A 9,861-nucleotide genomic window follows, 5' to 3' on the forward strand; every position below is an offset into this window, starting at 1 on the left:
CCGACATCAGACCTTCGATACCTCGCTGCTATCAGCACCCTGGTCGAGCAGCTTGGCCGCGATCTTCGACAGCGCCGCGTCGAGCAGCGCGCGGTCGACCGGATCCTCGGAATTCCAGTCGTCGAGGCGGTCGCCGAGCCAGCGGCGCCAGCCGGCGCGCAGCTTGTCGACCTCGGCGTCGCCGTCGGCGGTCAGCGACAGGGTGCCCCCGTCGTCGTGCAGCAGACCCGCGTCGACGGCCTGGCGAAAAACCGGCGACAGCACCTCCACCGGCAGCCGGTGCCGGTAGGCGATGGCATACACCGTGGCGGGCACCTCGTCCTTGGAGTACAGGTACACCTGCCCCAGCGCCCACGCCGAGTCCGGGCTCAGCGTGCTGCCCGAAGCGGCGATGAGCTCGGGGATGAGCGGTTTCTCCGCCCTGGCCTTGCGCACCGTCGTGGCGACCGAGCGCTCCAGCTGCACCACCCGGTCGTGCGAATCGGGTACCGAGAAGCCCTCCCCGACATCGCCCGCACCGTGGCGAGAACTGTCGCGCAAGCGCACCTGCGGCAGGAACCATGCGACGACGAAGCCGACCAGCGCCACCGGAACGACCCAGCGGAACACGTAGTCGATCGAACTCGCGTACGCGTCGATGATCGGCTCCGATTGCGCGAGCGGTAACTCGCGCAACAGTTTCGGATTCGCCGCCACCTCCGGTGAGATACCGGGGGCCTGCTGCAATGCCTGCGCCAGCGCGGACTCGATCTTGCTGTTGTACAGCGTGCCGAAGACCGCCGTGCCGAACGCGCTGCCCAGGGTGCGGAAGAAGGTGACGCCCGAGGTGGCGGTGCCCAGATCGGCGTAGGGCACGGTGTTCTGCACGACGATGGTGAGTACCTGCATCGACAGGCCGAGCCCGGCACCCAGAATCAGCATGTACAGCGATTCCAGCCACACGCTGGTGCCGCGGCCCATCGTCGACATCAGGGCGAGGCCGACCGCCATCACCGCCATGCCGACGACCGGGAAGTACCGGTACTGCCCGGTCTTGCCGACGACCTGACCGGAGAAAACCGAGGTGACGAACAGGCCGACCACCAGCGGCAGGGTGCGGACGCCGGAGATCGTCGCCGTCGCCCCGTCGACATATTGCAGATAGGCGGGCAGATAGGTCATCGAACCGAGCATCGCGAAACCGACGATGAAACTGAGCACCGACGACACGGTGAATACGCGGCTGCTGAACAACCGCATCGGCAGCATCGGCTCCTTCGCGCGGTTCTCCACCAGCACGAACCCGGTGATCAGCACGGCGGCGAGCACGAACAAACCGATGATCTGCCAAGAGCCCCACGGATATTCGCTACCACCGAACTCGAGCCCGAGGATCAGCGACGACACACCGAGCGCGATCAGGCCGATGCCGAGGTAGTCGATCACCGGCCGGGTGACCGCGCGCAGATGCGGCAGCGTGCGCGCCGCCATCACCACCATGATGATCGCGATCGGCACATTCACGTAGAAACACCAGCGCCAGCTCGCGTGGTCGGTGAACAACCCGCCCAGAGTTGGCCCGACGACGGTGGTCACGCCGAACACCGCGCCGAGGGCGCCCTGATACTTGCCGCGTTCGCGCAGCGGAATCGTGTCGGCGATCAAGGCCATCGAGGTGACCATCAGCCCGCCCGCGCCGACGCCCTGGATTCCGCGCGCCACGATCAGCACACCCATGCCGCCCGCGACGCCGGCCAGCGCCGAGCCTGCGATGAAGATGATGCCGCTGATCTGGAACAGCAGTTTGCGGCCGAACAGGTCGCCGAGCTTGCCCGCGAGCGCGGTCGCGACGGCCTCGGCGAGCAGATACGCGGTCACCACCCAGGCCATGTGCCCGGCGCTGCCGAGGTCGGCGACGATCGAGGGCAGCGCCGCCGACACGATGGTCTGGTCGAGGGCGGCCATGAGCATGCCGAGCACCACCGTCGCGAAGACAATGTTGATCTTCGCCTTACTCATCGGCTCGACGGGCTTGTCCACAGCAACACCATCCGGCATGCCTCAGTATGGGCTTTCAGGTCCCGCACGGGAGCTCAGTGACACGGCAGCAATCGCCACCGATCGCTCAGCGGACGGCGTAGTTTCCCAGGCCGGGTTCGAGCGTGTCGAACGCGATCTCGGCATCACGGGTCAGCGCGGCGGCGATCTCGGCGTTGGATTCGCCTTCGAGGGTGCGGCGCATGATCTCGTTGAACAGCACCCGTTGCACGCCGGCGATCTGGGCCGCGGCGACGCGCGGGGTGATGTCCTCGGGCGCGGCACCTGTCTCGGCGGCGAGTACGTCGGCCAGTGCCAGTTGACGGGCGTCGTGCAAATCGCGCCCGCGCGCAGTCAGCGCGGGACTGTCGGCGATCATCCTGGCGAACGGCTCGCCGCTGAAGCCGATGAGCTGGTCTTGCGCCGCGATGGCCGCCAGGCAAGCGTGACGCAGCGCGGCCAGTGCCGACTGGCCGGGCGCGCGTTCCCGAACGATCGACGCGAGTTGATCGATGTAGATCTCGCCGAGGTCGAGTGCCAGGTCTTCCTTGCGGGGGAAGTAGTTGGTGACCGTCATCTTCGAGACATCGGCGGCCGCGGCCACCTCGGCGATGGTCACCTGGTCGAATCCGCGAGCCAGGAACAGCTCGGTCGCCCGGTCCGAGATCTGCTCCCTGGTCTGCTGCTTCTTCCTGGCCCTGAGGCCCTGCTGCGTCGTCATGCCACCAGCATATCTGAACTCGTCCTAAATTTGTTCTTGACATATTTTTAGGTTCGTTCTAAGTTTATGCCCGTCGCCGCAAGCGACACGATCGAAGGAGACAGCGCATGCCGCACGGACCCGATATCGCCGCCGAGCCCCTCGACACCCGTTCCACCACCGAAGGAGCAGCCGATATGGCCCGATTCACGACGATGCGAAGTTCACTCGACGACGCGGTCCGCGAGATCACGACCGCGCCGCAACCCCTCCCCCTGCCCGGCCGGCCCCGGGCGGCACGCCGCGCCGACGCGCATTTCCCGACCCCACGGCGACGTGGAACCGGCTCGGCCATTCGCGGCGCGCAGACCCGGTCGACGGCCGTGCGCCGCCCGATCCGGATTCCCGGCAAGTAGTCACTGCGTTCCCCGCGTAACCCGACCGGTGGGGCTGCCTCACCCCACCGGTCACCAGCCCCACATCGAACGGGAGTTCTCTTGACCACCACCGTCACCGCCGATCCCATTCGCGACTACCTGACCGCCATCGGACGCACTCCCCTGCTGACCGCCGAACAGGAATACGCCCTCGGTGCGCGGATCGCCGCGGGCGCGACCGCGCGGGCCGAGATCGATGCGGCCGGTGCCGAACTCACCGCCGCACAACGAGAACTGTTGCGCCGCACCGAACTCGACGGACTGCGCGCGAAAGATCACATGGTGCGGGCGAATCTGCGCCTGGTCGTCTCCATCGCGCGCCGGTTCCCGACCAACACCGGGATGTCGCTGCTCGATCTGATCCAGGAGGGCACGCTGGGGCTGATGCGCGCGGTGGAGAAATTCGACCACGAGCGCGGCCTCAAGCTCTCCACCTACGCGACGTTCTGGATCCGGCAGTCGATCGGGCGCGCGCTCACCGATCAGGGGCGCACGATCCGGCTGCCCTCGAATGTGGCCGATGTCCTGCATCGGGTGATCCGGGTGCGGCGCGAGCTGGCGCATCAACTGGGGCGCGCGGCCACCACCGAGGAACTGGCCGCGGGCGCCGACCTCACCGTCGCGCAGGTAGCGGCGGTGCTGCGGCACGAAGCCGAGCCCGTGTCGCTGCACGCGCCCGTCGGCGAGGACACCGATCTGGGCTCGCTGTTGCCCGACACCACGCCCATGCCGGCGGAGGTGGTCGCGGCTCGGATGCTCGGGGGCTATGTGGAGGCGGCCCTGGCGGGGCTCACCGAGCGCGAATCCGCCGTCATCCGACTGCGTTTCGGCCTCGACCGCGGCGAGGGCCGCACGCTGGAGGAGGTGGGTTCGGCGCTCGGCTTCTCCCGCGAACGGGCGCGTCAAATCGAGGCGAAAGCCATGATCAAGCTGCGCAAACCCGCCTGCACCCGTACGCTGACCGGATTGCTGGGCTGACCTTCCCTCCTATCTTACTCCAGAGTAAGATAGGCGCATGGCATGGAAACCAACTGACATCGCGGACCAGTCCGGGCGCACGTTCGTGATCACCGGGGCCAACGGCGGCCTCGGTGCCGAGACCACCAAGGTGCTCGCAGACAAGGGCGCCACGGTGATCATGGCCTGCCGCAACGCGAGCAAAGCGCAACCGATCGCCGACGCCATCCCCGGTGACGTGCGGGTGGCCGCGCTCGACCTGGCAGATCTGGCCTCTGTGCGCGAATTCGCCGCGCAGCAGGGCGAATTCGATGTGCTGATCAACAACGCGGGCCTGATGAACATCCCGTTCTCGCGCACCGCCGACGGGTTCGAGACGCAGTTCGGCGTCAACCACCTGGGCCACTTCGCCCTCACCGGACTGCTGCTCGACCGCGTGCGCGACCGGGTGATCTCGCTCGCCAGCATCGCCCACAAGCAGACCCCGAAGCTGTGGATCGACGACCTCAACTACGAGAACCGCCGCTACCAGCGCAATCTCGCCTACGCCCAGGCCAAGCTCGCCAACCTGATGTTCGGTCGTGAACTGCAGCGCAGGCTCACCGAGGCCGGGTCGGCGAAGAAGTCCTACGCCGTGCACCCCGGGGTCTCGGCCACCGACCTGTTCGCCCGCACCGAGACCCCCCTCGACAAGGTCAGCAAGCCATTCATCAGGCTCATCGGCCACCCGCCGCACAAGGCCGCCCACTCCACCTTGTTCGCGGCCACCGAGCCGGACGCCGACCCCACCGTGTACTGGGGCCCCAACCGGCTGATGCAGTCGCAGGGACCGGTCGAGGCGTGCCCGTCGAGCAAGATCTCGCGCAATCCCGAGCTGCTGCGCAGGCTGTGGGAGGAATCCGAGCGGATGACCGGGATCAGCTACAAGTTCTGATCATCCGCACTGCGTGACCGTGAGCACGATCTTGCCGCGGGTGCGCTGATTGTCGCTGATCTCGTGGGCCTTGCCCACGAGTTCCAGTGGCAGAACCGTTTCCACGTGCGGTCGCAGCGCACCGCTTTCGACCAGGTCCGCGAGAGCGCGCAGACCCGCGCCGTCGGCTTCGACGATCATGAACCCGGCCCGCAGGCCGAGCGGGCGGGCGACCTCCACCAGGGCCGCTTCCGCCGGGGAGGCCAGCGACACGATGATGCCGCCGGGCCGGAGGGTTCGCAGCGAGCGCGGGCCGTATTCGCCGCCGATGGTGTCGACGACGATGTCGATGCCATCGGCCGCGTCGACGAAATCTGTTGCGGTGTAATCGATCACCTCATCGGCGCCGAGGTCGCGAACGAAGTCGTGATTGTCGGCCCGCGCCGTGGCGACGACGTACGCACCGCGCGCCTTGGCGATCTGCACCGCGACATGCCCGACCCCGCCCGCGGCGGCATGAATCAGGACCCGGTGGCCGGGCCGCACGTCGGCGGTGTCGACCAGCGCCTGCCAGGCGGTGAGCGCGACGAGCGGCAGCGCGGCGGCTTCGACGTGGGTGAGATTCGACGGCTTGCGCGCGAGGTGGCGGGCCGGTGCGGTGACGTACTCGGCGTAGGCGCCCGCGGCGCGCGGCTGACGCGGCATGCCGAAGACCTCGTCGCCCGGCGCGAACAGGGTGACACCGACGCCGACGGCCTCGACCACACCGGACACATCCCAGCCCAGCGGTGCGATCGCGCCGAGCAGTCCGCCGGTGGCGCGGTGCCAGGAATCGGTCGGGTTCACCCCGGCCGCGTGCACGCGGATCAGCACTTCGGCCGGTCCGGGGCTCGGCTTGTCGACCTCGATCACCCGCAGGACCTCGGGTCCGCCGAAGGTGTCCTGACCGATTGCCCGCATGGCGCTTCTCCCTGTGTCTCCCAGGCCGTTTCGCTGCGAACCGGCCGTGTGAAGTCCACGATGCCGGGTGCGCGAATCATCGACGAGTGGCAAGAAAGCCAATATGTGCAAGAATCTTGCCATGCATCGCGTGGTGGTTCTGGCGCTGAACGGGGTCTATCCGTTCGAATTGGGAATTCCCGCCCGGATCTTCGGCACGGCGACCGATCCCGACGGCGCCGCGCTCTACGACGTGCGCACCTGCAGCCTCGACGGAGCCCCGGTCTCGACCAACGCCGACTTCACCATCGCCGTCGAATACGACAGCAGCGCGCTCGCCGAGGCCGACACCGTGGTGATCCCGCCCTTCTCCGCGTGTGACGCCCCCGAGGAGGAGTGGATGCCCGCCGACCTGGCCGATGCGCTGGGTCGACTCCGGCCGGATACCCGCATCGTGTCGATCTGCACCGCGGCGTTCGTCCTGGCCGCCCTCGGCTTGCTCGACGACCGCCCCGCGACCACGCACTGGCGACAAGCCGATCGGTTTCGCGCTCTGTTCCCGCAAGTCAGGATGGATGCCGACGTGCTGTTCGTCGACGAAGGACGCATCCTCACCGCGGCGGGCAGCGCCGCCGGCATCGACGCCTGCCTGCACCTGCTGCGCCGCGATCACGGCAGCGCGGTCGCCAATCAGGTCGCCCGCCTGTGCATCGTGCCGCCGTGGCGCGAAGGCGGACAGGCCCAGTTCATCGACCGGCCGATCCCCGAACCCAGCACCGCGACGACCGCCGCCACCCGCGCCTGGGCCATGACCCACCTGGATCGCCCGCTCCCGCTCACCGAACTCGCCGCCCACGCTCGCATGAGCGTGCGCACCTTCTGCCGCCGATTCCGCGAGGAAACCGGCCTCCCACCCGGCCAATGGCTGACGCAGCAACGCGTCGACCACGCCCGCCACCTCCTCGAAGCCACCGACCTCCCCATCGACCGCGTCGCCGCCGACGCGGGCCTCGGCACCGCCGCCTCCCTGCGCCAGCACCTGTCCGCCGCCATCGGCGTCTCCCCCACCGCCTACCGCCAGACCTTCCAGGCCGGGACCTCGCGCCCGCGCGCCACCCGGACCACTGTGCTGTGACGCCCGACTCCGCGGTTGACTCCGGCCGCGACCTGCTCCTACGTGCTCTGTAGTAGGCGGGTACCGTGGAGCGCGTGTCCGTTCCACCTCCTCGCCCGGCGCACAATCGACCGGCCCTGATCGCGCTGGTCTGCGTCGTCGCGCTGGGCTGCTTGGCGCTGGCCTGGTGGCAGTGGGAACGGTTCGAATCGTCGTCGGGAACCGGCCAGAATCTCGGCTACGCACTGCAGTGGCCGCTGTTCGCCGGGTTCGCGGTGTTCGCCTATGTGCGGTTCGTGCGGCTGGAACGCGAGGCCGAAGAGCCCGCGTCGCCGCGTCCGGGCAAGGCCGAGGCGCCGCGCGAGATCCCCGCGGGCATCCTGCCCGAACGCCCCAAGGCCGCGAAGTCCGACGACCCGGAAACAGCCGCCTACAACCAGTACCTGGCGCAACTGCACGCCAGCGACATCGATGCGCAGGTCCGCACCGCCGGCTTGCATTCCCCCGAGAGGAACGCCGGGTGACCGACAACACCACCACCACACCGTCTCCGGACGAAGCCACCGCCGCCCCCGCGGGCAGCGCCCCCACCGCCAAGATCACCTCGGCCCTGCAGCGCTACCGCGTACTCGCCTGGGTCACCGGCCTGTGGCTGCTGCTGCTCACCGTCGAGATGATCGCCAAGTACGGCTTCGGCGTCGACACCCCCAGCTGGATCGCGGTCGTGCACGGCTGGGTGTACTTCGCCTATCTGCTGGTCACCGCTGACCTCGCCGTAAAGGTCCGCTGGCCCATCGGCCGCACCGTCGGCACCCTCGTCGCCGGCACCATCCCGCTGCTGTCGTTCTTCGTCGAGCACCGCAACGCCAAAGACGTGAAGCAGCAGTACAGCCTCTGACTTGCACGAAAAGCGCCGCCGCCCCGGCAATCCGGAGCGGCGGCGCTTGTGTTGTGTGGTCGGTCAGGCCAGGGCGGCCAGGGCCGGGATGAGCTGAGTGAGCGCGCGGCCCCGGTGGGAGACCGCGTCCTTTTCGGCGGGGGTGAGTTCGGCGGCGCTGCCGGTACCGCCCTCGGGGAGAAACAGCGGGTCGTAGCCGAAACCGCCGTCACCGTGCGGTTCACGGGCGATGGTGCCGGGCCATTCGCCGCGCACCACCGTGGTCGTACCGTCGGGCAGGACCAGCGCGCAGGTGGAGACGAAACGGCCGCCGCGACGGTCGTCGGGGACGTCGCCCAGCTGGGCGAGCAGCAGGGTGTTGTTCGCGGCATCGTCGCCGTGGCCGCCCGCCCACCGCGCCGACAGCACACCCGGCATCCCGTTCAGCGCGTCGACTTCGATGCCGGAATCGTCTGCCACGCAGGGCAATCCGGTGGCGACGGCACCGTCACGCGCCTTCGCGATCGCGTTCTCCTCGAAAGTGGCGCCGGTCTCGGGCGCCTCCTCGTACGGGGGCACCTCGTTCAGGCTCACCAATTCGATTCCGGCCACCCCGGCTTCATCGAGGATCCGGCGAAGCTCCTTCAGCTTCTTGGCATTTCGGCTGGCGACCAGCACACGCACGGCCACGACTACTTCTTCGCGGACGGCTCGGGCAAGGTGCCCGGGTACGGCAGTGCCAGCGCCGCCTTCTGGATCGCGAACAGCTGCTCGGCACCGGCGAAGGCCGAGTCGAGCATCTTGTCCAGGGTCGACCGCGGGAACGTCGCGCCCTCGCCGGTGCCCTGGATCTCGACCAGAGTTCCGGTGTCGGTGGCCACCACGTTCATGTCGACCTCGGCGCGCGAGTCTTCCTCGTAGGGCAGATCGAGGCGAACACGCCCGTCGACCACACCCACGCTCACCGCGGCGATCATGCACGAAATCGGCTGCGGATCAGCCAGTTTGCCCGCGGCGGCCAGGTAGGTCACCGCGTCCGAGAGCGCCACATAGGCGCCGGTGATCGCGGCGGTGCGCGTGCCACCGTCGGCCTGCAGCACATCGCAGTCGAGCGCGATCGTGTTCTCGCCGAGCGCGGCCAGGTCGATGCAGGCCCGCAGCGAGCGCCCGATCAGCCTGCTGATCTCCTGCGTCCGCCCACCGACCTTGCCCTTCACCGACTCCCGCCCACTGCGCGTGTGCGTGGCCGCGGGCAGCATCGCGTACTCCGCGGTGAGCCAGCCCAGCCCCGAATCCCGGCGCCACGGCGGCACCCCCTCGGTGACGCTCGCGGTGCACATCACCCGCGTCTGCCCGAATTCCACCAGCACCGACCCCGCCGGGTGCGTAGTGAATCCCCGAGTGATCTTCACGTCGCGGAGTTCGTCATCCGCCCTACCATCAGCTCGTCTAGACACAGCCGACACACTAGCGCGTGCCCCCCACTCCCCGCCCAGCCACACCGAAGCCTCCGAAGCCCGCGCCCACACCGCACTCCCAGCGACACCGCACACCCCGAGGTCCGTAGCTCTACCGCACTCCCCGCGACACCGCGCACCCCGAAGTCCACACCCTTACCGCACTCCCCGCGACTCCACACACCCGAAGCTCACACCCCTACCGCACTCCCCGCGACTCCACACACACCGAAGTCCACACCCCTACCGCACTCTTAGCGACTCCGTACACCCGAAGTCCGCAGCCCTACCGCACTAGCCGGCCCCACCGTTCAACCCCAGATCCGCCATGACCGCACCACCAGCCACCGCACTCCCGACCCCTAGGGAGGGACGGCCACGAAGTGGCCGGTCCGCGGCCGGGTCGCCGGTCAGCGCTCGAAGCGCATGCGCCGCAGGCGCGAGTCTCGAG

Annotated in this window: 11 protein-coding genes; 6 read left to right on the plus strand and 5 right to left on the minus strand. The window is 68.7% G+C overall.

What is annotated here, in order from left to right; translation table 11 throughout:
* Window positions 1–6 precede the first annotated feature (6 nt).
* On the minus strand, window positions 7–1,998 hold the full coding sequence (locus tag ACFQ9R_RS33490; RefSeq protein ID WP_378996676.1) for an MDR family MFS transporter: 1,992 nt from the start codon (window positions 1,996–1,998) through the stop codon (window positions 7–9).
* Between the two features lie 106 nt (window positions 1,999–2,104).
* Window positions 2,105–2,737, minus strand: coding sequence for a TetR/AcrR family transcriptional regulator (locus tag ACFQ9R_RS33495; protein ID WP_378996655.1), 633 nt, complete (start codon window positions 2,735–2,737; stop codon window positions 2,105–2,107).
* Between the two features lie 107 nt (window positions 2,738–2,844).
* Between ACFQ9R_RS33495 and ACFQ9R_RS33500 the strand changes: the two genes are divergently transcribed.
* The 3 genes from ACFQ9R_RS33500 to ACFQ9R_RS33510 all read left to right on the plus strand — a co-directional run bounded on the left by ACFQ9R_RS33500 (window position 2,845) and on the right by ACFQ9R_RS33510 (window position 5,044).
* A complete protein-coding gene (locus ACFQ9R_RS33500) occupies window positions 2,845–3,132 on the plus strand; it encodes a hypothetical protein (RefSeq protein WP_378996657.1) in 288 nt (95 codons plus the stop codon).
* Between the two features lie 81 nt (window positions 3,133–3,213).
* Entirely contained in the window at window positions 3,214–4,131 is a 918-nt protein-coding gene (locus tag ACFQ9R_RS33505) for an RNA polymerase sigma factor RpoD/SigA (RefSeq protein ID WP_378996661.1), read from the plus strand.
* Between the two features lie 37 nt (window positions 4,132–4,168).
* Window positions 4,169–5,044 (plus strand): oxidoreductase, encoded by an 876-nt coding sequence (locus tag ACFQ9R_RS33510; RefSeq protein ID WP_378996663.1) that lies wholly within the window; start codon window positions 4,169–4,171, stop codon window positions 5,042–5,044.
* On the opposite strand, the gene ACFQ9R_RS33515 is transcribed toward ACFQ9R_RS33510, so the two are convergent.
* On the minus strand, window positions 5,045–5,983 hold the full coding sequence (locus ACFQ9R_RS33515) for an NADP-dependent oxidoreductase (protein WP_378996665.1): 939 nt from the start codon (window positions 5,981–5,983) through the stop codon (window positions 5,045–5,047).
* Window positions 5,984–6,086: 103 nt separating this feature from the next.
* Here ACFQ9R_RS33515 and ACFQ9R_RS33520 point away from each other — a divergent pair, with 103 nt between their 5' ends.
* From ACFQ9R_RS33520 to ACFQ9R_RS33530, 3 genes are all read left to right on the plus strand, one after another.
* The gene (locus ACFQ9R_RS33520; RefSeq protein ID WP_378996667.1) at window positions 6,087–7,097 is read left to right on the plus strand and encodes a GlxA family transcriptional regulator; all 1,011 of its coding nucleotides are present in this window, start codon (window positions 6,087–6,089) and stop codon (window positions 7,095–7,097) included.
* A 74-nt stretch (window positions 7,098–7,171) separates the two neighbouring features.
* Window positions 7,172–7,600 carry a transcriptional regulator gene (locus ACFQ9R_RS33525; RefSeq protein WP_378996669.1) on the plus strand — a complete coding sequence of 143 codons (429 nt, stop codon included), beginning with the start codon at window positions 7,172–7,174 and terminating at the stop codon, window positions 7,598–7,600.
* Window positions 7,597–7,974, plus strand: coding sequence for a DUF3817 domain-containing protein (locus ACFQ9R_RS33530; protein ID WP_378996671.1), 378 nt, complete (start codon window positions 7,597–7,599; stop codon window positions 7,972–7,974). The genes ACFQ9R_RS33525 and ACFQ9R_RS33530 overlap by 4 nt, the downstream gene beginning before the upstream one ends.
* Window positions 7,975–8,037: 63 nt before the next feature.
* Here the strand turns inward: ACFQ9R_RS33530 and rdgB are convergent, their stop codons facing one another.
* Both rdgB and rph read right to left on the minus strand, forming a co-directional pair.
* A complete protein-coding gene (rdgB, locus tag ACFQ9R_RS33535) occupies window positions 8,038–8,643 on the minus strand; it encodes an RdgB/HAM1 family non-canonical purine NTP pyrophosphatase (RefSeq protein WP_378996673.1) in 606 nt (201 codons plus the stop codon).
* 2 nt (window positions 8,644–8,645) lie between these two features.
* Window positions 8,646–9,410: a ribonuclease PH gene (gene rph, locus ACFQ9R_RS33540; protein WP_378638916.1), complete on the minus strand. Its 765-nt coding sequence runs from the start codon at window positions 9,408–9,410 to the stop codon at window positions 8,646–8,648.
* Window positions 9,411–9,861 lie beyond the last annotated feature (451 nt).

It is taken from the genome of Nocardia sp. NPDC056541 (assembly GCF_042794235.1).
In the GTDB taxonomy this organism is placed as follows: domain Bacteria; phylum Actinomycetota; class Actinomycetes; order Mycobacteriales; family Mycobacteriaceae; genus Nocardia.

What these genes read in the sequence shown, in the direction of transcription:
- ACFQ9R_RS33490 (WP_378996676.1), bottom strand. Translation starts at nt 1,998, where the DNA reads ATGAGTAAGGCGAAGATCAACATTGTCTTCGCGACGGTGGTGCTCGGC.
- ACFQ9R_RS33495 (WP_378996655.1), bottom strand. Translation starts at nt 2,737, where the DNA reads ATGACGACGCAGCAGGGCCTCAGGGCCAGGAAGAAGCAGCAGACCAGG.
- ACFQ9R_RS33500 (WP_378996657.1), top strand. Translation starts at nt 2,845, where the DNA reads ATGCCGCACGGACCCGATATCGCCGCCGAGCCCCTCGACACCCGTTCC.
- ACFQ9R_RS33510 (WP_378996663.1), top strand. Translation starts at nt 4,169, where the DNA reads ATGGCATGGAAACCAACTGACATCGCGGACCAGTCCGGGCGCACGTTC.
- ACFQ9R_RS33515 (WP_378996665.1), bottom strand. Translation starts at nt 5,983, where the DNA reads ATGCGGGCAATCGGTCAGGACACCTTCGGCGGACCCGAGGTCCTGCGG.
- ACFQ9R_RS33520 (WP_378996667.1), top strand. Translation starts at nt 6,087, where the DNA reads ATGTGCAAGAATCTTGCCATGCATCGCGTGGTGGTTCTGGCGCTGAAC.